The sequence below is a fragment of the Silicimonas algicola genome (assembly GCF_003970735.1).
GTDB lineage: Bacteria > Pseudomonadota > Alphaproteobacteria > Rhodobacterales > Rhodobacteraceae > Silicimonas > Silicimonas algicola.
Genome location: NZ_CP034588.1, coordinates 1,407,624 through 1,433,791 on the forward strand (window position 1 = coordinate 1,407,624; position 26,168 = coordinate 1,433,791).

The following is a 26,168-nucleotide window of genomic DNA, read 5'->3' on the forward strand; positions in this document are numbered from 1 at the left end:
GATGATCCTCCGCGCAGGGGAGGAAACTCGCCGCAAAATCTTGTTTCCGTATCAGGGAGGATACCGATGAAAAACTTCACAACCGCCGTGGCGGCCGCCACACTGAGCCTGGGCGCAACCGGCGCCTTCGCGTCCTGCGAGGACGGAGAGATCGTCGTCAAGTTCGCGCACGTCGTCAACGCGACCGGTCACCCGAAAGGCGTCGCCGCCGACACCCTCGCGGGCCGCGTCAACGACGAGATGAACGGCACCATGTGCATGGAGGTCTTCCCGAACTCCACACTCTATGACGATGACCAGGTGCTCGAGGCGATGCTTCAGGGCGACGTCCAACTCGCCGCGCCGTCGCTGTCGAAGTTCGAGACCTTCACCAAGGTTTTCCGCATTTTCGACCTGCCGTTCATGTTCAAGAACGTCGATGCCGTCGATGCCTTCCAGACCTCCGAGACCGGCCAGGCGATGAAGGATTCGATGCAGCGCCGCGGTCTCCAGGGCCTCCAGTTCTGGCACAACGGCATGAAGCAATTCTCGGCCAACGTGCCGCTCGTCTCTCCAGCCGACGCCCAGGGCCTCAAGTTCCGCGTGCAGCCGTCCGACGTGCTTGTCGCGCAGATGGAAGCGCTCGGCGCCAGCCCGCAGCCAATGGCCTTCTCCGAGGTCTACGGTGCGCTTCAGACCGGCGTCGTCGATGGTCAGGAGAACACCTGGTCCAACATCTGGGGCCAGAAGTTCTTCGAGGTGCAGGACGGCACCACCGAGACGAACCACGGCATCATCGACTATCTTGTGGTGGCCTCGGTCGACTGGCTCGACAGCCTCGATCCGGCGGTCCGCGACCAGTTCCTGACCATCCTCGAGGAAGTCACTGTCGCCGGCAACGCGGCCGTGGGCGATCTCGATGCGCAAGCCCGCCAGTCGATCCTCGACGCCGGCGGCGTCATCCGCGAGCTGTCCGATGAAGAGCGTCAGGCCTGGGTCGACGTGATGAAGCCGGTCTGGGAGCAGTTCGAAGGCGACGTGGGCGCGGACAACATTGCCGCGGCTCAGGAAATCAACGCTTCGATGTAATCGACGAATGGGCAGGGCGCCGGTGCGCCCTGCCTTCCGCCTCACGGGAGAGGGGCGGGACACAGGGGGAGGGAAATGATGTCCGGACAGACGGATGCGGCGGTGTCGCCGCTCGGCCGCTTCGTGAACGCGCTTGAGGAAATGGTGATCGCCTATATCCTCGCCGCGATGACGGTGATCACTTTCGTTAACGTCGTCCTGCGCTACGTCTTCAACCACACGATCCTCTGGGGTCTCGAGGTCACGACGATCCTCTTCGCCTGGCTTGTCCTTCTGGGTATTTCCTATGGGTTCAAGCGAACGGCTCACCTCGGTGTCGACGCCATTCTGAACATCGTCGGTCCGGGCCCGAAGAGAGTTATGGTGCTTCTCTCGGCACTCGCCTGCCTCGTCTACGGGGGCCTTTTGATGAAGGGCGCATGGGACTACTGGGCGCCCTTCGCGGGCTACCAGCGCACCGAGGGCCGCATCATCCCCACGGGCTTCGACGACCGCACGCGGGACCAGGCCTTCTACCACACCGAGCAGGTGCCCGTGCCCTTCGGTGGAGAGTTTTTGGCCGAGCGCTTCAACATGGGCGAGAGCTACGACAAGCTGCCCCGCTTTATCCCCTACTTCGTCCTGCCCTTCGGCGTCGCCCTGATGCTCTTCCGGATCATCCAGGCGACCATCGGCGTCCTCGCCGGCCGACGCGACAGCCTGATCGTCAGCCACGAGGCCGAGGACGCCGTGGCCGAGGCCCGGATGGCGGAGAACTGAGATGCAGGTCGTCCTTCTCTTCACCATGGTCATGGGCCTCCTGCTGATCGGCACGCCGATCGCGGTGGCGCTGGGACTGTCGTCGATCATCTTTCTGCTGGCCTTCTCGGACACTTCGCTCGCCTCCGTCGCGCAGTCGCTCTACCAGGCGATGGAAGGGCACTACACGCTGCTCGCCATTCCCTTCTTCATCCTCGCCTCGTCCTTCATGTCGACGGGCGGCGTTGCGAAACGCATCATCCGCTTTTCCATCGCCTGCGTCGGCCACCTGCGTGGCGGCCTCGCCATCGCGGGCGTCTTCGCCTGCATGATCTTCGCGGCGCTCTCGGGCTCGTCCCCCGCAACCGTCGTTGCCATCGGCACTATCGTCATCGCGGCGATGAAGCAGGCGGGCTACACCAAGGAATTCGCGGCTGGCGTCATCTGCAACGCGGGCACGCTCGGCATCCTGATCCCGCCTTCCATCGTCATGGTCGTCTATGCTTCGGCCACCGACGTTTCGGTCGGGCGCATGTTCCTCGCCGGCGTCATTCCGGGGCTTCTCGCGGGCTTCATGCTGATGGTCACGATCTACGTCATGGCCATCGTCCGCGACATGCCGAAGGGCGAATGGAGAGGCTTTGGCGAGATCGGCGCCTCGTTCCTCGATGCCCTCTGGGGCCTGATGCTGATCGTCATCATCATGGTCGGCATCTACGGCATACCCGGTTTGACGGGGGCCATCTTCACTCCGACCGAGGCCGCCGCCGTCGCCTCCGTCTATGCCTTCGTCGTCGCGGTCTTCGTCTACCGCGACATGGGCCCTCTGGCGGCGCGCGACGGACAGGGCCGCAAGTCGCTTCTCCAGAGGCCGCAGGCCCTCGTGACGGCGCTGTTCCACCGAGACACGCGGAACACGCTTCTCGATGCGGCGAGGCTGACGGTGATGCTGATGTTCATCATCGCAAACGCCCTGATCCTGAAACACGTCCTGACCGACGAGCAGATCCCCCAATCCATTGCGCGGGCCATGCTCGACGCGGGCTTCGGCCCGATCATGTTCCTCGTTGTCGTCAACGTGATCCTGCTGATCGGCGGGCAGTTCATGGAGCCCTCGGGTCTGATCGTGATCGTGGCGCCGCTGGTGTTCCCGATCGCGATCCAGCTTGGCATCGACCCGATCCACCTCGGCATCATCATGGTCGTGAACATGGAAATCGGGATGATCACGCCGCCTGTTGGCCTGAACCTCTTCGTCACCTCGGGCGTGGCCGGGATGTCGATGATGGCGGTCGTCCGCGCGGCGCTGCCGTTCCTGGCCGTCCTCTTCGTCTTCCTGATCATCGTGACCTACGTGCCTTGGCTTTCGACCTGGCTTCCGACGTCGAGGATGGGACCCGAGATCATCACGAATTAATATTAAACGGTCTTGCGACCTTAAACCGGATCGGGTTTCCTCCCGCAGGCAACGAAAGAGTGCCGACGGGAGGAAAAGATGAAAACGATCAAGGGGCCGGCCCTTTTCCTGGCTCAGTTCGCGGGCGACTCCGCGCCCTTCGACAGCTGGGACGGGATCACGAAATGGGCCGCCGATTGCGGCTACAAGGGGGTTCAGGTCCCAAGCTGGGACGCCCGGTTCATCGACCTCGACAAGGCTTCTTCGTCCAGGGACTACTGCGACGAGGTCAAGGGCGCGGCGGCGGCCAACGGAATCGAGATCACCGAGCTTTCGACGCACCTCCAGGGCCAGCTCGTCGCCGTCCACCCGGCGTATGACGAGGCTTTCGACGGCTTTGCCGCGCCCGAGGTGCGGGGCAATCCCAAGGCCCGTCAGGAGTGGGCCGTCGACCAGGTGAAGAAGGCGCTGACCGCGTCACGGAACCTCGGCCTGACCGCGCAGGCGTCCTTCTCGGGCGCGCTTGCCTGGCCGTACCTCTACCCTTGGCCGCAGCGGCCTGCCGGGCTCGTCGAGGCCGCCTTCGACGAGCTCGGGAAACGCTGGACGCCGATCCTCGACCATGCCGAGGAAATGGGTGTCGACATCTGCTACGAGATCCACCCGGGCGAGGATCTGCACGACGGCATCAGCTACGAGATGTTCCTCGACCGCGTGAAGGGCCACGGCCGTGCCTGCATGCTTTACGACCCTTCGCACTATGTGCTTCAGGCGCTCGACTACCTCGACAATATCGACATCTACCACGACCGGATCCGCATGTTCCACGTCAAGGACGCCGAGCTGAACCCCACGGGACGGCAGGGCGTCTATGGCGGCTACCAGTCCTGGGTCGACCGCGCGGGCCGGTTCCGGTCGCTCGGTGACGGACAGGTCGACTTCCGGGCCGTCTTCTCGAAACTCACCCAATACGATTTCGACGGATGGGCCGTGGTCGAGTGGGAATGCGCCATGAAGCACCCCGAGGACGGGGCGCGCGAGGGCGCGGCCTTTGTCAAGGATCACATCATCCGCGTGACCGAGAAGGCGTTCGACGACTTCGCCGGCGGAGGCGCCGACGACGCCGCCAACCGGCGGATGCTGGGACTGGACTGAGGGGGACGACATGCCGATCGACGGAACTTCGGAACAGACCACCGGCCGCCTGCGTCTCGGCATGGTCGGCGGCGGGCGCGACGCCTTCATCGGCGGGGTCCACCGGATCGCCAGCCGCATCGACGGCCATTGGGATCTGGTGGCGGGAGCCTTCTCCTCGACCCCCGAAAAATCGCAGGCCTCCGGCGCCGACCTCGGCCTCGACCCCAAGCGCGTCTACGACGACTTCTCCGCGATGGCGAAGCGCGAGGCGCGCATGAAGGGCGGCATCGACGCTGTCGCCATCGTGACGCCGAACCACATGCATTATCCCGTCGCGCGCGAGTTCCTGAAGCGCGGCATCCACGTCATCTGCGACAAGCCCCTGACGTCGACCCTCCCCGAGGCGCGCAAGATGGCGAAGGCGGCCGAGACGTCGGATGCGCTGTTCGTCCTAACCCACAACTACACGGGCTACCCGATGATCCGGCAGGCGCGCGAGATGATCGCTGCCGGAGACCTGGGCGAGATCCGCGTCGTTCAGGTCGAATACGCCCAGGATTGGCTGACCGAGGACGTCGAGAGCACCGGCCAGAAACAGGCCGGCTGGCGGACGGATCCCGAACGCTCGGGCGCGGGCGGCTCGACCGGCGACATCGGCACGCACGCCTTCAACCTGGCAAGCTTCGTGACCGGTCTGACGCTGGAAAGCCTTGCCGCCGACCTTCAGAGCTTCGTCGCGGGCCGACGGGTCGACGACAACGGCCATGTCATGCTGCGCTTCGAGGGCGGGGCACGGGGGATGCTCTGGTGCAGCCAGGTCGCGCCCGGCAACGAGAACGGCCTTCGCCTGCGTGTCTACGGCACCAAGGGCGGGCTCGAATGGGCGCAGGAGGATCCGAACTATCTCTGGCACACGCCCTTCGGTGAGCCGAAGCGCCTTCTGACCCGGAATGGCGCGGGATCGGGCCCGGCGGCGGCACGCATGTCGCGCATCCCCCCTGGACATCCTGAAGGCTATCTCGAGGGCTTCGCCAACATCTATTCCGAAGCCGCCCGCGCGATCCGGGCGAAGAAGGCGGGGGAGCCAATCCCCGAGGACATCCATTTTCCCGACATCCTCGACGGCGTAACCGGAGTGGCTTTCGTCGATGCCTGCGTTCGGTCCTCGGCGCGGAACGCATCCTGGGTCACCCTGAACATCTGAACGCGCGCACTGCGCGAACTTCTGGAGCTATCATGTCGTTTTTCAAGGACATTCCGTCTGTCGCCTATGAAGGCCCCGAGACGTCGAACGATTTCGCCTACCGCCACTACGATCCGGACGCACAGGTCGCCGGTCGCCGGATGGAGGATCACCTGCGATTCGCCGTCGCCTACTGGCACAGCTTCGCATGGGAGGGCGGCGACCCCTTCGGCGGACGGACCTTCGACCGCCCCTGGTTCGGCTCGACCATGGATCACGCGCGCACGAAAGCCGACGTCGCCTTCGAGATGTTCCGTATCCTCGGCCAGCCGTTCTTCTGCTTCCACGACGCCGACGCCCGGCCCGAGGTCGAGAGCTATGCCGAGAACACCAAGAACCTCGAGGCCATCACCGACTACATCGGCGGGAAGATGGAGGAGACGGGCACACGGCTACTCTGGGGCACCGCAAACCTATTCTCACACCGCCGCTTCATGTCGGGCGCGTCCACCAACCCCGACCCGGACGTCTTTGCCTACGCCGCCGCGACCATCAAGGCGAACATGGACGCCACGCGCAAGCTGAACGGCGAGAACTACGTCCTCTGGGGCGGTCGCGAAGGTTATGAGACGCTCCTGAACACCGACCTCGGCCGCGAAGCCGACCAGATGGCGCGGATGCTGTCGATGGTCGTCGACTACAAGCACAAGACCGGCTTCAAGGGCACGATCCTTGTCGAGCCGAAGCCTCAGGAGCCGACGAAGCATCAGTACGACTACGACGTCGCCGCCTGCTACGCCTTCCTCAAGCGCTACGGACTCGAAGACGAGGTGAAGCTGAACATCGAGCAGGGACACGCGATCCTCGCAGGACACACCTTCGAACACGAGGTGGCACTTGCGATGAGCCTGGGTGTCTTCGGCTCGATCGACATGAACCGCAACGACTACCAGTCCGGCTGGGACACCGACCAGTTTCCGAACAACGTGCCGGAAGTGGCGATGGTCTATTACGAGATCCTTAAGGCGGGCGGCTTCCAGACCGGCGGCACCAACTTCGACTCGAAGCTCCGGCGCCAGTCTCTCGACCCCGAAGACCTGATCCTCGCGCATGTGGGGGCGATGGATGTTTGCGCCCAAGGGCTGAAGGCGGCGGCGGCTATGCTGGAGGATGGCTCGCTCGAAGCGGCACGGCGCGAGCGCTATGCGGGCTGGGACAGCGATCGCGGCAAGAAGCTGATGTCGTCGTCGCTGGAAGAGATCACCGAGATGGTCCTGTCCGAGGACCTGCAACCGGAGCCGCGTTCGGGACGACAGGAAAGGCTGGAGAACCTGGTCAACCGGTTCGTCCAGAAGGCTTGAGCGAAGTCTACTTCGCCTCGGCCCGGCCCGATGTGTCGTCGGCGCGGCTGTCTGCGATGTGCATGATCAGCGTCGAACGCCGGACGTGAAGGAAGAGGGTCATCGGGCGGGCCGGCCGCCTGGTGGCCTTTTGCGTCTGTGTCGGCGCGGCTGGAAACGAAACCACTTTCATCAGTCTGCTCCATATTTCCTTACGCTAGGGGAACCCTTCTTTGTGACCGAGTATGGGCACAACCGGGGTATCATTTCGGTTAATGTTCCGGACGCGTGAACCATCGGGACACATATGTCGCCAAAAGGACTCAATCCCATCCGATGCGTGGCGGCGTTCAGGGGATGACAAGCAGCCAGAGCCACACCGTTCCGATCGACAAGCCGGTCGAAATCAGGACGGACGAGGCCGCGACCCGCCGCGCCGCGCCGTACATGTTGGCGAAGAGATACGTGTTGACGCCCGGCGCCATGGCCGCCGTCAGCACGACCGAGCGGAAGGCGTCGCGGTCCAGATCGAGAAGCGTGGCGGTGGTGAAGGATACCGCCGGATGCAGCACCAGCGAGATCACGCAGACCATGGCGATGGTCTTGAGGTCACCCTCGGGACGGTAGCGATAGAGGACGCCGCCAAGCCCGAAGAGGGCCGAGGGCAGGGCTGCGCGGGCCAGAAGATCGACGCCGTCCGTTATGACCTCGGGCATCGTCATTCCGCTCAGGTTCACGATAAGCCCAAGCGAGATGCCCACGATCAACGAATTGTGGAACATCGCCCAGATCACGTTCCGCGCCGTGCCAATGGGCCCTGCGCCGGTGCCCCGCGCGATCTCCATTGCGGTGACGCCGATCAGATAGCAGATGGGCGGATGAAGCGCGATGATGGCAAAGTTGCCGGCCAGCGCTTCGGTCCCGTAGGCGCGCTCGGTGATCGGCAGGCCAAGGAGGACCGAGTTCGAGAAGAGGCCGCAGAAACCGATCGCGACGGAGTCCGTCCAGTTTCGGCGAAAGATGAACCGCGCGCCGGTCAGGGCGGCGAAGAAGCCCGTCACCGCGCCGATATAGAAGCTGAAGAGAAGCGGCAGGTTGAAGTCCGCGCCGAGGTCGAGCGTCGAAATCGCGCGGAACAGAAGGCAGGGGATCGCGAAGCCCTGGCTGAACTTCATCAGGGCGTCCACGCCCGCATCCGAGAAATAGCCTTTCCAGACTGCGACATAGCCTCCGCCGATCACCAGGAAGACGGGGAGGATGACGTCCAGAAGGGCCTGCACCCGATCAGCCCGGCAGGCTCAGGCGCATCCCGTCGTAGGCGGGCACGACGTGGTCGGGCGTCTCGTCGAGGATGGTCCTGTAGTCCAGGTCGATGTGCATGTTGGTCAGGATGGCGCGCTTCGGCTGCACCTTCTCGATCCAGCCGAGCGTCATGTCGAGATGCGCGTGGGTCGGATGGGGCGTGCGGCGCAGCGCGTCCACGATGAAGATGTCGAGGTTCTGAAGCGACGACCAGGCCGCATCGTAGATCTCGACCACGTCGGGTAGGTACGCGAGGCCGCCGATGCGGAAGCCGAGTGCGTCGATGGAGCCATGCCCGACGCGGAAGGGATGGAAGACGATGTCTCCGCCGGGACCGCCGACGGTCACGTCGCCCTTGATCGTGTGCATGTCGAGGATCGACGGATAGGGCGATCCCTCGGGCTGGATGAAGGCATAGCCGAAGCCCGAGTAGAGCCTCTCCTGCGTCGGCCCGTCGGCCCAGACCGGCAGGCGCTGGCGCGTGTTGAAGACGATCATCCGCAGGTCGTCGATGCCGTGAACATGGTCGGCGTGGCCGTGCGTGAAGACGACCGCGTCGAGGCGACCGACGCCCGCATCCAGAAGCTGCTGGCGCATGTCGGGCGAGGTGTCGATCAGGACGCGCGTCACGGCGTCGCCCTCGGTCCGCTCGACAAGAAGCGAGCAGCGGCGGCGGCGGTTTCGCGGCTCGTCGGGATCGCAGGCACCCCAGAGACCGCCAAGCCGCGGCACTCCGCCCGACGAGCCGCAGCCGAGGATGGTGAAGGTCAGCTCCGCCATTCCGCAGCCTTGGAGAAAAGACGCTCGAAGTTCGCTTCGGTCGCGCGGGCGAAATCCGCGTAGGAGAGCCCAAAGATCTGGGCGCCGACCTTCGCGGTGTCGACGACGTAGGCAGGTTCGTTGCGCTTGCCCCGGTTCGGCGGCGGCGCGAGGTAGGGGGCGTCCGTCTCGACCAGCACCCGGTCCAGCGGCGCATCCGCAAAGATGGCGCGCAACTCGGTGCTTTTCGGGAAGGCGGCGATCCCCGAGATGGACAGGTAGAAGCCAAGTTCGAGTGCCGCCTCGGCCAGCGCCCGACCGGACGAGAAGCAGTGCATGACGCAGGCATAGGCGCCGGCGCGGTGCTCCTCGCCGAGGATCCGGGCCATGTCGTCGTCGGCGTCCCGGGCGTGGATGATGAGCGGCAGGCCCGTACGGCGGGCAGCCTCGATATGGACGCGCAGGCTCTCCTGCTGGATCGGCTTCGTCTCGGCGGTGTAATGGTAGTCGAGCCCGGTCTCGCCGATACCGACCATCTTCGGATGCCCGGCGATCTCCTCAAGCCGCTCGACCGTCACCACAGGCTGCTCATGTGCGGACATAGGATGGATGCCGGCGGCGTAGAACACCCCGGGGTGGGTCTCGGCCAGGGCGCGGACCTCGGGTTCCTTCCCGAGCTTCGTGCAGATGGTCACCATGCGATGGACGCCCCGCTGTTTCGCACGCGAAACCAGCGCCTCGACCTCACTCTCGAACTGGGGGAAATCGAGATGGCAATGGCTGTCCGTGATGGGGGTCGCGTCGGTCATGGCTCCCGTATCGGGCAGCCCGCGGGAAGGGTCAAGGCGGGGTCAGTCGCGCGCGGCCTCGTCGATGCGGAGAAAGGCGTCGGTCAGAAGACTTTGCGCGTCGATGTTCACGGCCCGGCCGTGCGCGATGCGCGACGACAACTCCTGCTGAAGCGTCGCCCAGACCTGCGCGCGGCCAGCATCGGGCGCGAGGCGGCGCCAAGCCTCGATCTCGCCCGGTGCGGCCTCGGCGAGGGGAGGTCGGCCCGCGCCGGTCCGCGCAAGCCTAACCAGGGCGAGGTTGAGAAGTCGGACGGCAAGGTCCTGGCGTTCCTCTGCCCCGCGGACGGTCACGTTCTCTGCAAAGGCGCGCAAGGCCTGACGGTCCATCCGGGGACCACCCGAGATCAGCCTCACGATCGTTGCATACAAGCCCGGCCCGTCCTGCGAGAGAAGCCGGATCGCCTCGCCGACCGAGCCTTGGGCAAGCTCGCTCAGAGCCAGCCCGTCCTCGGGCGTCACTCCGGCCTGCGACAGGGCCCGCGCCATGTCCTCGGGCCCGACCTCGCCAAGCCGCAGCGTCCGGCAGCGCGACCGGATCGTCGGAAGGAGACGGGCAGGCTGGTGGCTGACGAGGATCAGGACCGCCCGCTTGGGCGGTTCCTCGAGAACCTTCAGAAGCGCATTCGCGGCCGAGGGGTTCAACTCGTCCGCTGCATCCACGATGACGATGCGCCGTCCGCCATCCGTCGCGGTGAGGCCGAAGAACTCGTTCAGTTTCCGCACCTCGTCGACGGTGATCTGCGACTTCAGCTTCTTGCGGTCGCTGTCCCAGGCGCGGCGGATCAAGAGGAGGCCCGGTTCGGACAGGGCCGCAATGCGTCGCGCGACGGGATGGTCCCGCGGGATGTCCAGAGACGTGGGGGTAGGGGGCGCGTCGCCGAAGAAGCCGGCGTCGGCAGGAGCCTCGGCCAGAAGGAAACGCGCCAGCCGCCACGCGAGGGTCGCCTTCCCGACGCCCTTGGGCCCCGTCAGAAGCCAGGCGTGATGCAGCCGGTCCTGCGCGACGGCCTCGAGAAACGCGGCCTCCGCGTCACCCTGTCCGAAAAGGTGAGCGGTCTCGCGCGGGTGGGGCGCGCCATCCGCGCGATCCGCTTCGGCCGGAAGGTCGTCGCTCATAGAGCGGCGTCCGCGATCCGGGCAACCTCTGCGGCGATGCTGTCGGGATCGCGCTGACCGTCGACAAGATGGCAGCGGCCCGGAAAGTCCTGCGCCAGCCTGTGAAAACCGTCGCGGAGACGGTGCTGGAAGCCCTCTCCCATCTCCTCGAAACGGTCTTCGCCGCTCTTCCGGGCAAGACCCCGTTCAAGCGCGCGCGAGGGGTCCATGTCGATGATGAGCGTCAGGTCCGGTTCGATCCCGATGACGGCCTCGTGCAGGCGGTCGACAAGGCCGCGAAGCTCGCCCCGCGCCGCGCCCTGATACACCCGCGTCGAGTCCGCGAAGCGGTCCGAGATGACGGTCGAGCCGCGTTCGAGCGCCGGGCGTATGGTCTTTTCGAGGTGGTCGCGACGGGCGGCGGTAAAGAGCAGGATCTCGGTCTCGGCTGACCAGCGGTCAGGATTGCCCTCGACGAGAAGGCGCCTGATCTCCTCGGCTCCCGGCGACCCGCCGGGCTCGCGCGTCAGGACGACCTCGATGCCCTTCGAGCGCAGGTAGGCGGCCAACAGCCTTGCCTGCGTGGATTTTCCCGAACCGTCGATGCCTTCGAATGTGATGAACCGCCCGCGCGTCATTCCATCAGGCTTTGCACCTGACCCTTGGCCTTGTCAAACAGCACGTAGGACGAGGCGCGCACGCGAGGCAGGAAGCCTCCGCGCGTGACGGCGCGGTCCGATACGAGGGGGATTCTCTTCTCGGGCATGTCGGGCGCGGTGATGACCAGTTCGGCGACCTGTCCGCCCTCCTCGATCGGCGCTTCGATAGGGCTGCGGAACTCGACGCGGGTCTGAAGGCTGTCCTGCCCGATCGCCGGAACCAGAAGCGTGATGTCCTCGCGCGCGATGGCGTTGACGCGCTCGAAGTTGCCCATCCACACCGGCACTTCGGTCACGACGGCCCCCGACTTGGCGAGGTTCTTCGGCACGAACTGACGGAAGCCCCAGTTGATCATCGCCTCGGCCTCCTGCCGGCGTTCGGCCATGCTGCTCAGGCCCGAGAAGACGAAGACGATCCGGCGGTCACCCTGCTTGGCCGAGCCCACGAGGCCATAGCCGGCTTCCTCGGTGTGGCCCGTCTTGAGCCCGTCCGCGCCGAGGCCAAGCCCCAGGATCGGGTTCCGGTTGAAGCGGTTCGAGGGCGAGCGTCCGTCGAAGTCGTACTCCTCGAGGGCGAAGAACCCATAGTACTCGGGAAACTCGGTGATCAGCAGAGTGGCCACGCGGCCGAGATCACGCACCGACATGCGGTGGTTCGGATCGGGCCATCCGGACGCGTTGGTGAAGGTCGAGTTCGTCAGACCGATCTCGGGCGCGCGCGCATTCATCTGGCGGGCGAAGGCGTCTTCGGTGCCAGCCAGGCCCTCGGCAACGACCACGCAGGCGTCGTTGCCGGACTGCACGATGATGCCCTTGATCAGGTCTTCGACGCGCGGACGGTCGGTTTCGTCCAGAAACATCGTCGAGCCGCCCATCTCGCGGGCGCGTGTCGAAACGCTGAACGTCGTGTCCATCGTGACGCGTCCGTCGCGGAGCGCCTCGAACAGCATGTAGAGCGTCATCAGCTTCGACATCGAGGCGGGCGGCAGCGGCTCGTCGGCGTTCTTCTCGACGAGGACCGTGTCGGTGGTGATGTCGTACATGTACGAGGCCGTCGCCTGCGTCTCGTACTCGGCGCGCGCAGGGACGGGCGCGCTCGTCGCACAAGCCGAGACGAGGACGAATACGGCGAAGGTGGCCAGGGGGCGGAACATGAGCTGTCCTCCGGAAGGGTGATCTTACTGGGCGGTCAGGAAGGCGTCCTTGTATCCCATGCGCTTGATTTGAGCGAGCAGGGCGGCCTGGTCGTCGGCCGTCGAGACCGGCCCGACCACGACGCGCCAGAGCGTCTTGCCGTTCGAGGTCTTCGGGGCGACTGCGGGCAGGATGCCCTCTCGACGAAGCGCCTCGGCTGCCGTGTTGGCATTGGCCTCGACGCTGAAGAGACCGACCTGGACATAGGGGTTCTTGATCGCGGACGGGGCGGGAGGAGGGGCCGCGGCAGGCTGCGGCGCAGGGCCGTCCGCCGGCCTTGCGACAGGCGCGTTCTCGGCCTCGGCGGCGTCTATCGCGGCGGCGGCCGTGGCCGCGACCGGGTCGAGCGGCGCGGTCTCGACGCCGGGCACCGACGCGTCCGCGGCGGGGGCGAGGTCGGGATCGACCGCGACGGTGGGCTCTGGCGGCTGCTTGCGCCCGAAGATGCGCTGCAGGAAATTAGGCTTGCGCGTGGTGCTGGTGGTCGCCGCGGCTCCGGCGGCTGCGGCCATGGCCGCATCGTCGGCGGTCGCGGAGTCGGTCGGGGCGGCTTCGCCCGGCGTTTCCTCGGCGATCGGCAACGGCTCGGGCGCGGCTTCGATCTCCTCGGGACGTACGACCATGATCGAGACCTCGGTCGGCTGACCGGCGAGGATGGCCAGTGCCGACGCTGCGTCCGACGAGAGCTGGATGCGCGGCCCCGGGTTTTCACGCTCGCGCCGGAACAGGGCGCCCGGCACCGACTGTCCGTTCGAGACGTTCGTCAGGATCGCCCGCTCGGGCTCCTTGACGTCGGGATGCGCCACCCAGACCCCGCCAAGCGACGGTCGCCCGTCCCAGAGCGCCTCTTCCGTGGTCTGGAAGATGTCCGGCCGCTCGACATCGCGAGACCCTGGCCGCGTCACGGTCGGAACCGCGGCAGCCATCGTCGTTCCCGCATCGCGTCCACCCAGGCCCTGCTCGCAGCCCGCCAGCGCAAGGACGAGGGTCGCAGAGATCGCCCCGGATCGCACAAACCTGTTCATCTTCTGCTCCATTGCCCCGCCAAGGCCGTTTTCTGCGGCGTCAGGACGCCATTTTCGACGAAGTCTACTCGCAAGCGGGGTGCAAGAAAAGGGAAGATGCCCGGGCGGCGCAAAGCCGCGCCCACATGCCCGCTTTCAGAATCGCGCCGTGCCCACTAGGCAGGTTCGGACGGAAAAGACCCCGCACAGGCGCCGATCCTGCCAGTCTCACATGCGGATGTGGGGCCGAGAGGCGGAAGGCACAGGTGTAGAAAACTTGTGCGGGAGTATTGTGGAAGGGTGGCAGAGTGGTCGATTGCACCGGTCTTGAAAACCGGCGATGTGCAAGCATCCGTGGGTTCGAATCCCACCCCTTCCGCCAATTACTTGGGTAAGCAATTGTTATTCTAGAACTTTCTGTTCTGGGGTTTTGGCACCTTCCAACCTACCGCCAGTCACGTCGAGCGCTTGCTTCAGCCCTGCCAGCCGATCCCGCGCCTCGGCCAGCAGCGCCCGCACCGCGAAGCCATGGCCGGGGGAGTCGATGAGCTGGTCGACGGCGCCGACGATGTCGATAAGTGCGGCCGTCTCGTCTTGGGCGTCCAGGAGGCTCATGTTGCAGCCTCCGGCTTCGCCTTCCTCTCGGCCTCGAGAAGTTCGCCGCCGGCCTGCGCGCGCGCGAGGACAGCCTCAAAGGGTGTCCATGCTGAACAACAGCGAATCCGCGTCTAGGGTTGTGTTGCTTGCCGCAACCCCGACGCGGCAGAGGCATTCGATGTCATAGAGCGCGCGCTCGGCATCGTCTTCAGCGCGGGGATAGGTGTTCTCGGTCATTGCGTGGTCTCCTTTCACGATGTCCAAGTCGATCATTAGCTCCTTGGAAAGTTTCGCTGCGATTTCGGTCGTCGACACGATGGCGTCGCCCCAAATCTTCGCGTTGGTTTCGTTGTGCATGAGGGCCAGCCCTTCGATCAGGCCGGCCAGGTGAGTGGCGGCCACTCGGCATTCGTTGAGCGTCTTAGTCATTGCGCGGTTCCTCCGTTGTGGGTTAATGTTCCCAAACAGAACAATAGCGGATGTTCTAAATTGGAACAAGCGAAGAATATCACGCCGGCACAGATACGGGCGGCACGGGGACTGCTCGGCTTCTCTCAGGAAACGTTGGCACACGCCGCGGGTGTTTCGTCCATGAGCGTCAAGCGTGCCGAGGGCTCAGGGAAGCCGCAGGCGGCGGCCGCGGTCATGACTGCCATCCGCGCCGCATTCGAAGCCGCCGGCGTCGAGTTCATCCCGCAGAACGGCGGCGGGCCGGGCGTGAGGCTGCGGTGACTCAGGAGCAGCTTTGGATCAGCAGCGTGATGCCGGCAGACTTTTTGTTAAAGCAAGGTCAGTACGTCCAAACCGCAGCACATTTAGAGAAGATGCTGTGGCTCATATGGATTGATGCCGAGGACTACGACGTGTCGGATCCGGATCAAGCAAACGTTGTCCTGCAAAATAGAAAGGTGACGCAGGATCTTCGTGATGGCCTGAGAGCTTCGATTGCCTCGGGCAAGGTCCCGTTTGCGGAGCAAGTCACCGAAATTCTTGATGAAATAGATGACACCATCAGCGGGCGGCATATGGCGGTCCACGGCGCTTGGAAGGCGCGCCCTGACGGCCTGTTTGAGTGTGAGTACTTCAGGAACTTCGGAACAAGGAAGCATCCAGATTGGAAGTCATATTCACTCCCGATCAGCATGGAAGACGTTGACGAGGCCTTGCATGCCGTGGACCGCCTTCTCGGCCAAGCGATCAAAACTTGGTCTGCCATTAGGAATCTGCGTCGTCCCGAAGACGCCAATGCCTGACCGCCGCGGCCGCAAGGGCTCCAAGTATGACCTGATCCCGAAGGAAGGGCGCCGCCAGTGGGCGGAAGGCATCTGGCGCGACCAAACCGAGCTCCGTTTGTCATACACCGGCATCGGCCTTCTGAGGGAAGCGGCGAAGATCCTCGGTTATCCTGAGGAAGCCGTCGATAGGATCATAAAGCCGCCGAGGAAGTGAGGGTCAGGTGGGGCGCAAGGCGTGGTTGGAGACATGCCCTGCGCCCCGAGTTGAACCGAGGGAAAATGTTCGGTGCAGCATGTCCGTCAATGATCCCGCTCCGCGGCACGAATTAGGCTCAATTCTGTCAACAATGCGACTGAGCGGAAAGGCACCTTGCGCCTTGCTCAGCCCAGTTCGCGGCCTAGGGTCTTAATCGGGACGATGCGCTCTCCGTCCCTCCGGGCGGTCTGCATTCCGTGCTGGTAGTGCGGCCGCCCGGGTCACTCCGAGGAAGCCGTGGACCTAAACATCAAGCCGCCGAGGAAGTGAGGGTCAGGTGGGGCGCAAGGCGGACTCACCTACGCCCTGCGCCCCGTAACCGATCAGAGGGGACCGCTCGGTTCTGCACTTCTCCAAGAAAAGCAGTCCAAGGCGGCGACAGTTAGGCGCGACTCTGGCAACAATGCGCCTGAGCGGGGATCCCCCTCCTGCGACCTTGCCTGTCGGTCCACCAGCACTACTTTCTCACCGGGACCGAAACACATACCCCTTCTGTCCCTCCGGGCGGCCGGCTCCGCCGTTCCTATATCGTTGCCGACGCGGCCGCCCGGATCATCCCACCTCCGCCGCCACGCTCACCACCTTCGCCGACCCGCAGCAATACTGCGTGATACGCTTCGCGAGCTCGGCGTCCTGCTCATCCTGCGACAGGACGGACACCAGCGCCGCGAGTCTCGGATTCTGCTCCAGGTGCTGTTCCACCACCATGAGCGCCGATCTGAATTCCTCGAGGTCCGCATAGACCGGCCCGACAGGTTCAACCTCGTACACGGTGCCGCCGATCCGGGCCGCGTACTTCGCCGCGGTCTCGTAATCGCTGGCGATGAAAACCCAACGCCTTCGATCTTCAGCGTGGCCTCTTACGTGCCGCCGTGGGTTCGCGCCCGTCTGCCCGGCCGGCAGCAACGTGAAGCCCTCGCAGAAGCCGCTGGGGCCACCATGGAACCAGGATCGGCCCAGGTGGTGCCGGGCGATGGCTTCGGCCCTCTCTGCCTCTTCTGGCATCATCGGCGCGCCCAGGCTCAGGTTCACGGCCGCTTGGGCCAAGACGTACGTCTCGCCGAGGCTCTTGCCCCGTGACAGGCTCTTGACGGCCCTGCGCTGTTGTCGGTTCAGGCGCATCCGGCGATCCCCCGTCTCCGAACTTTTTCTCGGGGCAAAAACTTTTTTTGTTACGGTTTATGATCGTTCCACTCCCACGCCGGTCAGGCGGTTCATGCGTTGAGAACTTTATTCTCCCCCCCCGCCTAAGTCACCGATCTAGCAAGCACCAGTGACTGCGCGGCACTCGGTCGACAGTTGGCTCTGCCCGTAGGCTCTCACCTGAGGGGGGGGCGGGTCAAAACTCTAGGAGCACAGTCGCCTCCACCGTCCCCGACCTACCATAAACGCGAAATTGGCAGGGGGGTATCCCCGTAAGGTTCGGACGATGGAACCGCAGATAATTGGGGAAAGTTGCCCGTCCGAGGCAGTGTCGCCTGCGAAAACGGTCGACCAACTCGGGGTCACCAAGCCGAAGCTTGCAGGAAGCGCTGCATGAGAGGCCGCAGACCCAAGCCCACGGCGCTGAAGCTGATCGACGGCAACCCCGGCAAGCGGTCGCCGAACGCACGCGAGCCAAAGCCCGTGCACGAGCGCCCGACCTGTCCCGCTCACCTCTCGCCCACGGCCAAGGCCGAGTGGAAGCGCCTTGCCGCCTCGCTGAACGCGATCGGGCTCCTGACGCAGATCGACCGGACCGTGCTCGCGAGCTACTGCCAGGCCTACGGCCGCTGGGTCGAGGCGGAGAAGAAGCTCTCTGAGACGCCGATGCTGCTAAAGACGCCTGCGGGCTACGTGCAGCAGTCGCCCTGGCTCACGATCTCGAACAAGCAGGTCGAGCTCATGACCCGGCTCATGGCGGAGATGGGCCTGACGCCGTCGTCGCGGTCGCGGATCACCATCCAGCTGCCGACGCGGCCGAAGCCCTGGGAATGGACGCCGGATGATGATTGAGCACCAGCCCCCCTCGGAGCCTGTCGTCGCGTGTGGCGGTGTCGAATAATGAGATGAGGCTCGCGCGTCGTCTTAAGTGCTGGCGATGGAGGTTGCATCGCCTTAGTCCTATGTCGGGTGCACGTGGGGACATCCGTGATCGAGGTGTTCATATGGAGCGAGTTTTTCTGGTGTCTTGCGTGGCTGGGAAAAGACCAGAGCCAACGCCAGCGGCAGAACTTTATACATCGTCCTGGTTCGTCAAGGCGCGCCGTCTGGTTGAATCGAGCCGCGAGCCTTGGTTCATCCTGTCGGCCGAACATGGTCTCCTTTCACCTGATCGGATAATCGCTCCATACGAGCGGACCCTGAACGCCATGTCTTCGGCGGAGCGGCAAGAGTGGAGTCGTCGTGTGCAGAGGCAGATGGACGAGAAGCTTCCTGAAGCCGACGAGGTCGTGGTGTTGGCGGGAAGCCGCTATCGCGCGAACCTGATGCCGTATCTGCGCGAGCGGTTTCGCAACGTCGTTGTCCCGATGGAAGGGCTCAAGATCGGGCAACAGTTGAGATGGTTGAAAAATGCCACGTCAGTCTGACCTCGACACCTTCTACTGGCTGCTCGATGATCTCGAGGCTCGGGTTGGAGGGCGGCGCCGCTTGGCCGAATGCCATGGACGGCTGCATTGGCCGCGGCGTGGGGTCTACTTCTTTTTCGAGCCTGGAGAACACCGCGATGCCGCATCCACCGACTATCGCGTCGTGCGAGTGGGCACGCACGCACTGACTTCGAAATCGCGCACGACACTCTGGAAGAGACTCGGCCAGCACCGCGGCACAACCAGCCCCCCAGGCGGCAACCACCGTGGCTCCATCTTCAGACTCCTCGTGGGCGAGGCCCTTCTCAACCGCGATGCATCACTATCCGTTGATAGCTGGGGGCAAGGGTCCTCTGCCTCAGGTGAACTGCGCGCTAAAGAACGTGAGCACGAAATGAAGGTTAGTGAGTACTTGGGTGGAATGACTTTGCTGTTTGTGGACGTTCCAGATGATCCCGGTCGGGAGAGTGGGCGGGGTATCCTCGAACGTAACAGTATCGCCCTACTGAGCAGCTACGTCGAGCCGACGTCAGACCAGCCCAGTAGCCATTGGCTTGGACATCGTAGCGGACGCGAACGAGTACGCAGGTCGGGGCTCTGGAATAACAACCACGTCGATGAGGCCTACGATCCAGGGTTTTTGGACGTCTTCGAAGAGATGATAGCACACACGCAAGTCGGCTGAATGCTTCGCCGCTCCACAAGCTCGGCATCCTGACCGTGGCGGACCGCGCCGCCTTCGCGGCCTACTGCCAGGCCTGGGAGCGCTGGGTGGAGGCCGAGGAACAGCTCCAGAAGACGCCGATGCTCCTGAAGACCCCCTCGGGCTACGTGCAGCAGTCGCCCTGGCTCTCGGTCGCCAACAAGCAGATGGAGCTGATGGCGCGCTACATGGCGGAGCTCGGGCTGACACCGTCGTCGCGGTCGCGGATCACCATTCAGGTTGCCGACGCGGCCCAAGCCGTGGGAATGCACTTATGACGACTAATCGCTAGCAGGAGATGGCTGTGACCGCCTGCTCTTCATTCTTGCGGTCACGAGTGAGACGCCAGGCGGGGCCAGCCCTGCCGCGCCTGCGCTTAATTGGATACGTCGGCGCCTAGGTTCCGTAACCCTGCCCTTGTCGGCCTTTGGCGCCCAACAAGCCTTGCGACCCCTGACAGACCCGGGGACCGCCCGCTACCTCAGCCGACGGACACGCCAAGAGCCGACCGTAGCTGGTCGAGAGTTTTGTGCTCGGCCTCAGAGATTCTCGCGCCACCAAATCCGAGGAAGCCGCCCTCGGTACTTGCCTCGGCCGTCTTGGTTGCCGTGTCGATCAGGAACTTCCTGAACCCCGCCGCATGTTCCGGGACTGTGCGCTCGACCAAGGCCATAATCTCGCCGAGCCGCGAGACGGCGGCGTCCGAGGCCTCCGCAGGACGCTTGCCCTTCACCAGCGACTTGAGTCCGTCCGTCGCTGCGGACCGACCTTCCGACGTCGTGTAGGCCTCGGCAACCGCGTGAGCCAACGATCCCTCGCCGCCGTCCTTGGCGGCCAATCTTAGCGATCCGGCTATCGCGGCACTCTCCTGCACCGCGCTAATCAGGCCGCCCGGATCGGCGGCCGTGATCGCAAACCCTGCCAGCATCGGTGCCTCCAGCACGCGTGACCAGTCGTCGCTGGAAAATCTGTCCATCAAAGTCATTCTGGTTTTTCCTGTGATTTTGAGCTCGTTAGTCGTCGAGAACAAAGGTCACCATCATGTTCACCTGGTACTCCACCACCTCACCGTCTTCGACGCGGACCTGCTGTTCTTTCACCCAGGCCGAACGAACGCCACGAAGAGTTTGGGACGCGCGCCTGATGCCCTCGCGCACGGCATCCTCGAATCCCGTCGTGGATGTCGCCGATATCTCGGTTACGCGTGCAATGCTCATTCTCGTTCTCCCTTGCTGTTGGAACGGCCCCGTCTTCGGGGCGCGCCGATTACCTCGCCGCCCACTGCGCTGGCACCTAGCGGTCATCGTCAGATCAACGGTATCCGCTGCGGTGCTTGCCACGCATTGTGGCTGCCGTCTCGTAGCGGTGCTTGCTGGTAACCATGCAAGTTAGAGCGCTGTGCTGGAGTGACAACGCTCCGGGAGGCAAGAGGCACGCCAAGCGGATTGATTTGACCGTACCCTCCCAAGCGGCATCAGTTCGCAAAAAAAATCACTGGGTGTTCACCGCCGACACATCAGCCGGACCGATATCCACACCGGCTCTTGTCCAAAACCGTCACCCGATCTAGCTTAAAATATCGGCGCGGAGTCTCGGATCGCGACAGAACCGAAGGACCCGAATGCCGCTGCCCAGACCTCTTGCATTCGCGTTCATCGCCATACTCGCCGCCTGCGACGGCGACCCGCCCGAACTAACGCCGCCCGGCAGCCCCGAGGACTTTCTGCGCGCCGCCGACATTCTGGTCGCTGCGCAGTGCGAACTCGACGCCGCAGCGGCTCGCGCCGATCCTGGATTTATTGCAAGGAAGGCCGACATCACGCTTAGTCTGCTGGTTCGCGTTTCGGAATCTACCGGCGGTGGTATCACCCTGACGATCCCCATCGCGTCGACCGATTTGACGCTTCGCCGAGACCGCGTGCCGGAAGGCACGGCGATCCGGCGCATGGATTTCCGCATCATCCACACCTTAGGCGATACCCTAGCCTGCCCGAGTGCCGACGCGCCGCTTACGGCGACTGGCCTGCGGTTCATCGAAGGCGGCCTCGGTCTTGCCGAATGGGTCACGGAAACCGACCGGCTGGTGGCGCACGCCGGCCACGCTCCGAGCGAAGTGAACTATGCCATGAGCTTCGACGTCACCCTCTCGGACGACCGCTCGCCGGTCTTCTCGCGGCCTACTGATTCCATCGAGACTGATTTTACCCGACAGGATGCCAGTGCGCGCGAAGTCCGCCACCGTATCGCCGTTACCATCGTCCCAGGCCAGCCATTCGACGGCGCGCTCCATGACGCCGCCACCCGCTTCCTCGACCGCATCGGCGGCTGACGTAGCTTTCAGCCGCAGGCCAGCGAAATCTCTTGTCGACCCACCGTTTCGTGCTGAAGGTTCATTTGGCTGGATTGGCACGTATGTGAGATATCGAACCCCGGCGTAGTTCACGGCCGCATCAGGCAGGTTTGTCCGCATAACTGCGGTTAGGGCATCGTGCAGCGAACGGCCGCTTCTTCGCCTGAGATATGCCGGAAGCGAACGACCTGACGGTCGGCATTATGGCGTTGGTCGCCCAGCAGGAGCGCGAGGCCACCGGGGGCTTCTCTGCAGGTGCCAGGAAAGCGGGCGATGTCGAATGCCGACATACATCGAAGGCATTTTTTGCCCCTGCCTCAAGTCTGTACTGCGCGTCAGATGCGAGCTTTTCTTGACGTTTCGCACTCATCGCGCTTCACACACGAATTTGCGGCGTCGTATGCTCCGTCCGGGCAATGGGCTATCCGATACGGGAGACTCGCCGTGACACGAGTGATTTACCGGGTCCTCATTACCGCGGCGGCTTTCGGACTTGTCGTGTTCGCGGCCTGGCACCCCGAGCTATGGGAGCCGTGGCTGAATGCGCAGGGGATCACGCGTGACGACTTCATGTTCGAAAAGGGCTTGAAGCTGATTCTCGTGATCGTCGTGGGGGTGCCGCTCACCGCGCTAATTTACGCGATAGGCCGCCTCGGCTCGGACAGGGCGCAGAAGGATATCCACGGTTATACGGTCCTGCGCCTGAGAGCCGGTACCCTCTGGTTCATGACGATCTCCTGCCTTGGCTTGGCCGCTCTATTCTTTGCCTATCCCATGGTGGATCCAGCGTCCGCTTACCCCTGGGCGTTTCAGGCGGCGGGTCTTCTCTGCCTTCTCGTTATCCCGGTGATCCTCACCGCCAAGGTGCGCTACGACGGCTCGACCCTGAACGTCTCGAACTCCTTCGGCGGTCGCTCAACCCATTACTGGTCCGACCTCGCCGATGTTCGACAGGTGCCGGAAATGAAGCACTATCTCTTCACGTTCAAGAATGGGAAGAAGGCATCGGTGTCTTATAGCTACGCCGGTCTTGGCGACTTGCTGGAGACCGCAAGAGCGAAGATGGATGTTCATACGGGTAGTGCTCGCACTGCAAGCTACAAGATGCGGAAGTGAGCGACATGCCTGCCGAGCGGGCGGGCAACATTCGCAGAGAGTTCGGACAGTCGTGCTACAATCCGATCATCTTCAACGCGGCACGACCATTGGGTCCGTAGGGGTTGCCGAGCGACTCCCACATGTCCTGGTGGAAGAAACTGCTTCCAACGACGAGTTCGACCGGCTTGCCCGCACTTTCCAACGCAGCGGCGAACTCCTTCGCCTGACGAATGAACTCCGGTGTCTCCAGTGTGCCGTAGGACACGACCACGGGCGCGTTGATGCGGTCGAGGTGGCGTAGCGGGCTCATCGCGTCTTCCATCTCGTCCGTGAACGCGATGTATGCGTTTCGCCAGGACAGCCGCACAGGCTCGAGATCGTACATTCCGCTCATCACGAGGCCGCCTTTGACGGCATCAGCGGGCAGGCCGTGATCTGACCAGTCGGTGGTCAACGCGACCGCTGCCAGATGTCCGCCCGATGAATGTCCTCCGAGGTAAACGCGGTCCGGATCGCCGCCGAAGTCCTTCGCGTTCTTGATGACCCAGGCGATACCGCGACGAACCTGCTCCGCCATCAGAGCCAGGTCCCCGCCAAGCCGATTGACCGGAGCAAAATCCAGGGCCACGAAGTGCGCGCCCCGGTCCATGAACATCTCTGCGGCGAAGCCCGACATTGCGGCGTTCAGGGAGAGCCAGATGCCGCCATGCACGAAGACGAACACTGGGGCGTCTGTCACGTCGGCGCGGTAGATGTCCATGCCTTCGTCCGGTCCATCCCCGTAGACGGCACGTTCCGGATAGCCGCGCTGGAAACGCAAGTCGAAGCTAAGGGAGGACAGGCGGCCGTTCACCTCATCGGTATGCGGCTGGTAGGATTCCTGTCGGTAAGCGGCGTCCAACTGCGCTTGATCGAGATCGCGCCAAACAACGGGACCCTTGGCGCCGTCCGTGGCCGGAACCCCGTAGAGGCATGGCGACTGGGCCATGGCAGGCGCCGCGAGAAGTCCGGCGCCCGCAACCAGTGCGGAGCGGCGCGTCATTTTGGCAGTCTGGTCAGACGGCATCGAGACGTTCCTCAAGGGAGCCGACGACTCGGGCACTTAGAGCCTTCATCTCTCCCATATCGTTATTCAACTCGATGTCCCCTCGCTACCTTTCTCGATCGGGCTGCCCGTGCGGCCATCGCCAAAGTTTCAGCTTGGGTCCGGTGTTAGGCACTGCAATGGCAGCGCTTAGCGAGCAAGGACGCGGTTCGACCGCCGCTCTGCACGCCGCGGAGAAATCGTCACACCGCATGGGAGAGATGCCGCTCCTGAACGAATGCTGCACAAGAATCCCGAGCAGCGGGAAAGGGCTCGTGTGTAGGATTTCGCGGGGAATGCACGGATTAGCTGTGAGCACAGTCTATTGCAGAGCACGCGTGCGCGGGGCCGAGCGAACTAGACTGGCAGCGGGGGGAAGCTAGGTGCAGGCGCCAATCGATCGAGGCTCGCGTGTGGAAAAAGCCCGATGGGACGAAATGGACGCAACGGACGACGCTGTCTACGACGATCAGTCGGACCGTAATCCCCGAGCGGAAAGACTTTTGGAGGCCCTTACGGTCTTCGCTGTGGCTTTCGCCGTGGCCTATTTCGTGGGGTTCCTTTGATCCCGCGGCTCCAATCGTCACCATGCAAGTCATCTGCTGCAGAGGATGCTACCGTGATCAGCGGTGGACTGCGATGAAGATGAGAACGTCCTAAAGCCATAGGTGACTTCCCGCCCACGTCGGTGACTATTCGGAGAACGGCCCTAGGTGCATTAGGGGGTCTTCATCACCCTCGTCGCCGGGCGGTGTCGCACGCATTTCGAGCTCCGTCGTCTATACCGTCCGGAACCTCCAAAGCGCTTCGGGCGAAGAGCTGCTAGAGCGTGAAACCCTCAAGTCCTCTGCCTAATGTTGCGTCGGCGCCAGCGTCTCAAGTCGCTCGGGAGTAGACGACCCCTGCGGGCGTATAGGCGTCGTATCCGGCGGCCACCATCCGGGTCAGTGCCGCGCCGCTGGAGTCGATCGCGATGCAGTCTGCCGTTCGCGTGATATACGGCGAGTATCTCGCCACTATCAGGTCGTGTATCGGGTTGAGCGTCCGCGCGAGAGCGCCGAACTCGCTGAGAAGAGAGTTGAGGTCGATGCGGAATTGACACATCAGCATCTCGATGGCTCGTGCGCGCAGTTTGTCGTCTTGCGTCAGGGCGTGGCCGCGGTAGCCGGCCAACGAACCGGAGTCGATCCGCTGCATATATGCGCCGGTCGCTACCGCATTCTGCACGTAGCCCTGCGGGAACCGCGAAATCGCAGAGGCACCGATCCCAATCAAGGTCTGACACGCGTCTGCGGTGTAGCCTTGAAAGTTCCGCCGCAATGTACCGCGCCTGAGAGCCTCGCTCAACGCATCCGCTGATTTGGCGAAGTGATCGATGCCGATGGCCGCATACCCCTTGCCCACGATCGTCTCTGCGCACTCGACGAAGAGGCTGTGACGCAGGCGGTCATCCGGCAGATGCGCCTCGTCGATGAGCTCCTGCCGCTTTGCCATCCAGGGGACGTGCGCGTACCCGAAGAGCGCGATTCGGTCCGGCTCGAGGCTGAGCACCTGTCGCAGCGAGGCCGCCACGACCTCGCGCGTCTGGTGCGGCAGTCCGTAGACGAGGTCGACGTTGAGCGAGACACCACCTGCCTTACGGAGCGTCTCAACGCAGCGGCGGGTCGCCGCGAATGTCTGCTTCCGTCCGATCGCCGCCTGCACCTTCGGATCGAAGTCCTGAATGCCGATGCTTGCGCAGGTCATTCCCACGGACTGAAGCGCCGCGACCTTCTCTGCATCGAAAAGCGTCGGGTCGACTTCGACCGAAAATTCGAACGGTGAAGCAGGTGGCACCGCCGCCTTGATTGCCTCCGCGAGGGTGCAGATGAGGTAAGGCGGAAGGATGGTTGGTGTTCCGCCACCCCAGTGCAATCGGCCCATGCGGATGCCTACCGGCAGGGCGGCTCGCAGGAGCGCGAGTTCGGCCAGCAGCGTGTCGAGGTAATGCTCGACCGGGCTCAGCGTCCGTGTTCCCTGCGTGCGATAAGCGCAGAACCAGCACAGCCTCTCACAGAAGGGGATATGAACATAGACCGAAACCGGATCGGCAGGATCAAGGGCACTCAGACACTCCTCCTGCAACGCCAGGCAGGATGCGATCGAGAAGACGGGCGCCGTCGGGTAGCTCGTGTAGCGCGGAACGCGCGCGTCAAACAGGCCCAGGGCTTGGAGGCGGGACAGGTCTTCCATGATCCCAGAATGAGACGGGACCGTCTCGCTGTGTTTGCGCCAGATCAAAACGACCGGACAATGATTTTGACCGACTGGTTGTCGCAGGTCGGCGCAAGCGACCGGCCCCCACTTTCTCTGATCTTGAACCTCGAGCTCCCGTCCGACGCGGCCGACCGCGCCGAGGGGTCGGCGGCGGGGCGGTTCGGTGCGATTCCCAAGCTACGCGCTCTCTGATTGCGCACGCTCCTGGCCCCCGTTCTTGCCCAGTGTGGACCAGCGAGAATGCTCGACTGCTGCAGGATGCCGGAGACCTTGTGGCGGATGGAACGCCGGCC

General features: G+C 63.9%; 30 protein-coding genes and 1 tRNA gene. 17 read left to right on the plus strand and 14 right to left on the minus strand.

Annotated features, from left to right (window positions below; all coding sequences use genetic code 11):
• Positions 1 to 66: 66 nt before the first annotated feature.
• The 6 genes from EF888_RS07050 (at position 67) to xylA (ending at position 6,883) form a co-directional block, all read left to right on the plus strand.
• Positions 67 to 1,068 carry a DctP family TRAP transporter solute-binding subunit gene (locus tag EF888_RS07050; RefSeq protein ID WP_109760175.1) on the plus strand — a complete coding sequence of 334 codons (1,002 nt, stop codon included), beginning with the start codon at positions 67 to 69 and terminating at the stop codon, positions 1,066 to 1,068.
• A gap of 78 nt (positions 1,069 to 1,146) precedes the next feature.
• On the plus strand, positions 1,147 to 1,827 hold the full coding sequence (locus EF888_RS07055) for a TRAP transporter small permease (protein ID WP_109760306.1): 681 nt from the start codon (positions 1,147 to 1,149) through the stop codon (positions 1,825 to 1,827).
• Between the two features lies 1 nt (position 1,828).
• Positions 1,829 to 3,223, plus strand: coding sequence for a TRAP transporter large permease (locus EF888_RS07060; RefSeq protein ID WP_109760174.1), 1,395 nt, complete (start codon positions 1,829 to 1,831; stop codon positions 3,221 to 3,223).
• Between the two features lie 78 nt (positions 3,224 to 3,301).
• A complete protein-coding gene (locus tag EF888_RS07065; protein WP_109760173.1) occupies positions 3,302 to 4,357 on the plus strand; it encodes a sugar phosphate isomerase/epimerase family protein in 1,056 nt (351 codons plus the stop codon).
• Positions 4,358 to 4,367: 10 nt separating this feature from the next.
• Positions 4,368 to 5,543, plus strand: coding sequence for a Gfo/Idh/MocA family protein (locus EF888_RS07070; protein ID WP_109760172.1), 1,176 nt, complete (start codon positions 4,368 to 4,370; stop codon positions 5,541 to 5,543).
• Between the two features lie 29 nt (positions 5,544 to 5,572).
• Positions 5,573 to 6,883 carry a xylose isomerase gene (xylA, locus tag EF888_RS07075; RefSeq protein ID WP_109760171.1) on the plus strand — a complete coding sequence of 437 codons (1,311 nt, stop codon included), beginning with the start codon at positions 5,573 to 5,575 and terminating at the stop codon, positions 6,881 to 6,883.
• A 329-nt stretch (positions 6,884 to 7,212) separates the two neighbouring features.
• On the opposite strand, the gene EF888_RS07080 is transcribed toward xylA, so the two are convergent.
• The 7 genes from EF888_RS07080 to EF888_RS07110 are packed head-to-tail and all read right to left on the minus strand — an operon-like array spanning position 7,213 to position 13,747.
• On the minus strand, positions 7,213 to 8,142 hold the full coding sequence (locus EF888_RS07080) for an AEC family transporter (RefSeq protein ID WP_109760170.1): 930 nt from the start codon (positions 8,140 to 8,142) through the stop codon (positions 7,213 to 7,215).
• 4 nt (positions 8,143 to 8,146) lie between these two features.
• Positions 8,147 to 8,944: an MBL fold metallo-hydrolase gene (locus EF888_RS07085; RefSeq protein WP_109760169.1), complete on the minus strand. Its 798-nt coding sequence runs from the start codon at positions 8,942 to 8,944 to the stop codon at positions 8,147 to 8,149.
• A complete protein-coding gene (locus tag EF888_RS07090; RefSeq protein ID WP_109760168.1) occupies positions 8,932 to 9,732 on the minus strand; it encodes a TatD family hydrolase in 801 nt (266 codons plus the stop codon). Before EF888_RS07090 ends, EF888_RS07085 begins: the two co-directional genes overlap by 13 nt.
• 42 nt (positions 9,733 to 9,774) lie before the next feature.
• The gene (locus EF888_RS07095; protein WP_109760167.1) at positions 9,775 to 10,890 is read right to left on the minus strand and encodes a DNA polymerase III subunit delta'; all 1,116 of its coding nucleotides are present in this window, start codon (positions 10,888 to 10,890) and stop codon (positions 9,775 to 9,777) included.
• Positions 10,887 to 11,507 carry a dTMP kinase gene (gene tmk / locus EF888_RS07100; RefSeq protein WP_109760166.1) on the minus strand — a complete coding sequence of 207 codons (621 nt, stop codon included), beginning with the start codon at positions 11,505 to 11,507 and terminating at the stop codon, positions 10,887 to 10,889. Before tmk ends, EF888_RS07095 begins: the two co-directional genes overlap by 4 nt.
• Complete coding sequence (locus EF888_RS07105) at positions 11,504 to 12,682, minus strand: D-alanyl-D-alanine carboxypeptidase family protein (RefSeq protein WP_109760165.1); 1,179 nt, start codon at positions 12,680 to 12,682, stop codon at positions 11,504 to 11,506. Before EF888_RS07105 ends, tmk begins: the two co-directional genes overlap by 4 nt.
• 24 nt (positions 12,683 to 12,706) lie before the next feature.
• The gene (locus EF888_RS07110) at positions 12,707 to 13,747 is read right to left on the minus strand and encodes an SPOR domain-containing protein (protein ID WP_241239828.1); all 1,041 of its coding nucleotides are present in this window, start codon (positions 13,745 to 13,747) and stop codon (positions 12,707 to 12,709) included.
• Positions 13,748 to 14,020: 273 nt separating this feature from the next.
• On the opposite strand from EF888_RS07110, the gene EF888_RS07115 reads away from it, so the two are divergent.
• Positions 14,021 to 14,108 (plus strand) — tRNA-Ser (locus tag EF888_RS07115).
• A 20-nt stretch (positions 14,109 to 14,128) separates the two neighbouring features.
• Here the strand turns inward: EF888_RS07115 and EF888_RS07120 are convergent.
• Together EF888_RS07120 and EF888_RS07125 are read right to left on the minus strand one after the other, a co-directional pair.
• Positions 14,129 to 14,341 carry a hypothetical protein gene (locus EF888_RS07120; RefSeq protein ID WP_109760163.1) on the minus strand — a complete coding sequence of 71 codons (213 nt, stop codon included), beginning with the start codon at positions 14,339 to 14,341 and terminating at the stop codon, positions 14,129 to 14,131.
• Between the two features lie 75 nt (positions 14,342 to 14,416).
• Positions 14,417 to 14,752: a hypothetical protein gene (locus EF888_RS07125; RefSeq protein ID WP_109760162.1), complete on the minus strand. Its 336-nt coding sequence runs from the start codon at positions 14,750 to 14,752 to the stop codon at positions 14,417 to 14,419.
• A 162-nt stretch (positions 14,753 to 14,914) separates the two neighbouring features.
• On the opposite strand from EF888_RS07125, the gene EF888_RS22175 reads away from it, so the two are divergent.
• From EF888_RS22175 to EF888_RS07140, 3 genes are read left to right on the plus strand one after another with little or no spacing between them, the layout of a single operon-like run.
• Positions 14,915 to 15,055, plus strand: coding sequence for a hypothetical protein (locus tag EF888_RS22175; RefSeq protein WP_241239829.1), 141 nt, complete (start codon positions 14,915 to 14,917; stop codon positions 15,053 to 15,055).
• Positions 15,052 to 15,576, plus strand: a complete 525-nt coding sequence (locus EF888_RS07135) for a hypothetical protein (RefSeq protein ID WP_109760161.1) — start codon at positions 15,052 to 15,054, stop codon at positions 15,574 to 15,576. The genes EF888_RS22175 and EF888_RS07135 overlap by 4 nt, the downstream gene beginning before the upstream one ends.
• Positions 15,569 to 15,772 (plus strand): hypothetical protein, encoded by a 204-nt coding sequence (locus tag EF888_RS07140; protein ID WP_109760160.1) that lies wholly within the window; start codon positions 15,569 to 15,571, stop codon positions 15,770 to 15,772. Before EF888_RS07135 ends, EF888_RS07140 begins: the two co-directional genes overlap by 8 nt.
• Before the next feature lie 594 nt (positions 15,773 to 16,366).
• Here EF888_RS07140 and EF888_RS07145 read toward each other — a convergent pair.
• Positions 16,367 to 16,936 (minus strand): hypothetical protein, encoded by a 570-nt coding sequence (locus tag EF888_RS07145; RefSeq protein WP_109760159.1) that lies wholly within the window; start codon positions 16,934 to 16,936, stop codon positions 16,367 to 16,369.
• Positions 16,937 to 17,350: 414 nt separating this feature from the next.
• On the opposite strand from EF888_RS07145, the gene EF888_RS07150 reads away from it, so the two are divergent.
• From EF888_RS07150 to EF888_RS07165, 4 genes are all read left to right on the plus strand, one after another.
• The gene (locus EF888_RS07150) at positions 17,351 to 17,809 is read left to right on the plus strand and encodes a phage terminase small subunit P27 family (protein WP_109760158.1); all 459 of its coding nucleotides are present in this window, start codon (positions 17,351 to 17,353) and stop codon (positions 17,807 to 17,809) included.
• Positions 17,810 to 17,961: 152 nt separating this feature from the next.
• A complete protein-coding gene (locus EF888_RS07155; protein WP_109760157.1) occupies positions 17,962 to 18,384 on the plus strand; it encodes a DUF6884 domain-containing protein in 423 nt (140 codons plus the stop codon).
• Positions 18,368 to 19,069, plus strand: coding sequence for a GIY-YIG domain-containing protein (locus tag EF888_RS22685; RefSeq protein ID WP_109760156.1), 702 nt, complete (start codon positions 18,368 to 18,370; stop codon positions 19,067 to 19,069). Before EF888_RS07155 ends, EF888_RS22685 begins: the two co-directional genes overlap by 17 nt.
• A 35-nt stretch (positions 19,070 to 19,104) precedes the next feature.
• Positions 19,105 to 19,365, plus strand: a complete 261-nt coding sequence (locus EF888_RS07165; protein WP_241239830.1) for a phage terminase small subunit P27 family — start codon at positions 19,105 to 19,107, stop codon at positions 19,363 to 19,365.
• A 203-nt stretch (positions 19,366 to 19,568) separates the two neighbouring features.
• On the opposite strand, the gene EF888_RS07170 is transcribed toward EF888_RS07165, so the two are convergent.
• Together EF888_RS07170 and EF888_RS07175 are read right to left on the minus strand one after the other, a co-directional pair.
• Entirely contained in the window at positions 19,569 to 20,063 is a 495-nt protein-coding gene (locus EF888_RS07170; protein ID WP_126918528.1) for a hypothetical protein, read from the minus strand.
• A gap of 37 nt (positions 20,064 to 20,100) precedes the next feature.
• Positions 20,101 to 20,304, minus strand: a complete 204-nt coding sequence (locus tag EF888_RS07175; RefSeq protein ID WP_109760153.1) for a dodecin family protein — start codon at positions 20,302 to 20,304, stop codon at positions 20,101 to 20,103.
• Between the two features lie 404 nt (positions 20,305 to 20,708).
• Between EF888_RS07175 and EF888_RS07180 the strand changes: the two genes are divergently transcribed.
• Both EF888_RS07180 and EF888_RS07190 read left to right on the plus strand, forming a co-directional pair.
• Positions 20,709 to 21,416: a hypothetical protein gene (locus EF888_RS07180; RefSeq protein ID WP_109760152.1), complete on the plus strand. Its 708-nt coding sequence runs from the start codon at positions 20,709 to 20,711 to the stop codon at positions 21,414 to 21,416.
• A gap of 465 nt (positions 21,417 to 21,881) precedes the next feature.
• A complete protein-coding gene (locus tag EF888_RS07190; protein ID WP_126918529.1) occupies positions 21,882 to 22,553 on the plus strand; it encodes a hypothetical protein in 672 nt (223 codons plus the stop codon).
• 55 nt (positions 22,554 to 22,608) lie between these two features.
• Here the strand turns inward: EF888_RS07190 and EF888_RS07195 are convergent, their stop codons facing one another.
• Positions 22,609 to 23,577 carry an alpha/beta hydrolase gene (locus EF888_RS07195; protein ID WP_164721601.1) on the minus strand — a complete coding sequence of 323 codons (969 nt, stop codon included), beginning with the start codon at positions 23,575 to 23,577 and terminating at the stop codon, positions 22,609 to 22,611.
• Positions 23,578 to 24,056: 479 nt separating this feature from the next.
• On the opposite strand from EF888_RS07195, the gene EF888_RS22430 reads away from it, so the two are divergent.
• Complete coding sequence (locus EF888_RS22430; protein WP_277601038.1) at positions 24,057 to 24,185, plus strand: hypothetical protein; 129 nt, start codon at positions 24,057 to 24,059, stop codon at positions 24,183 to 24,185.
• A gap of 310 nt (positions 24,186 to 24,495) precedes the next feature.
• On the opposite strand, the gene hemN is transcribed toward EF888_RS22430, so the two are convergent.
• Positions 24,496 to 25,851 carry an oxygen-independent coproporphyrinogen III oxidase gene (gene hemN, locus EF888_RS07200; protein WP_109760149.1) on the minus strand — a complete coding sequence of 452 codons (1,356 nt, stop codon included), beginning with the start codon at positions 25,849 to 25,851 and terminating at the stop codon, positions 24,496 to 24,498.
• Between the last annotated feature and the right edge of the window lie 317 nt (positions 25,852 to 26,168).